Origin of the sequence: Desulfovibrio sp. OH1186_COT-070, assembly GCF_003860215.1 — a bacterium.
GTDB lineage: Bacteria > Desulfobacterota > Desulfovibrionia > Desulfovibrionales > Desulfovibrionaceae > Desulfovibrio.
Genome location: NZ_RQYH01000134.1, coordinates 1 through 637 on the forward strand (window position 1 = coordinate 1; position 637 = coordinate 637).

The 637-nt window shown below is 46.9% G+C and carries 2 protein-coding genes; one reads left to right on the plus strand and one right to left on the minus strand.

Annotated elements, in window-relative coordinates; all coding sequences use genetic code 11:
* Positions 1–114 precede the first annotated feature (114 nt).
* The gene (locus EII23_RS12225; RefSeq protein ID WP_148091284.1) at positions 115–405 is read right to left on the minus strand and encodes a hypothetical protein; all 291 of its coding nucleotides are present in this window, start codon (positions 403–405) and stop codon (positions 115–117) included.
* An 81-nt stretch (positions 406–486) separates the two neighbouring features.
* Between EII23_RS12225 and EII23_RS12230 the strand changes: the two genes are divergently transcribed.
* On the plus strand, positions 487–637 hold a 151-nt coding region (locus EII23_RS12230), incomplete at its 3' end, for a transposase (protein WP_148091285.1).

Sequence of the window (637 nt, forward strand, 5' to 3'; positions counted from 1 at the left end):
TTTTTGCCGGGAAGATGTGCCTGTATATTTTCCCAAACCCTGTCACAAATATCGTGTCGTCGATGTGCGCGCATAGCTTCTCCTGTCATGCAGGAAGAAGTGTTATCATACTATTCATAGTTTGACGACACTATCTAGTATATCAAGACGCTCTATGTGAGAAGGCACATCGTCCGTTGAAGCGACATAAGGTTGAAATGCCTCAACTCGTTCAAGAGAGCCGTCAATGTCATCAACGTCAATCCCATTCAAAAACGCTTCAAAATCATCCATGGCTTTTGCCTGCTTCTCTTGCCGTTTCTCCAAGCAGGACAAGGCCTCATCAATTTGTGCATTTTTATGATGGCTATTGTTCAGCATCTCTTGCTGAACAATAGCCATCTTCTCAAAGTTTTTCTGCGACATTAGAAACCATCTCAATAATCGAAAAGGTTTGGGTTTAGAAATTTTCTAAACTTTTCAGTCCGTTTCCCGCACGAAGTGGGAATGGACATCACCAATGAGCAGTGGGAACGACTCGCGCCCCTTCTTCCCGACAACCCCAAGGGGCCGAGAGGACAAGGCAGGCCGGTGCTCAATGAGCCCCGCGCCATCCTGAACGGAATTCTTTGGATTCTGCGTACAGGCGCGCCGTGGA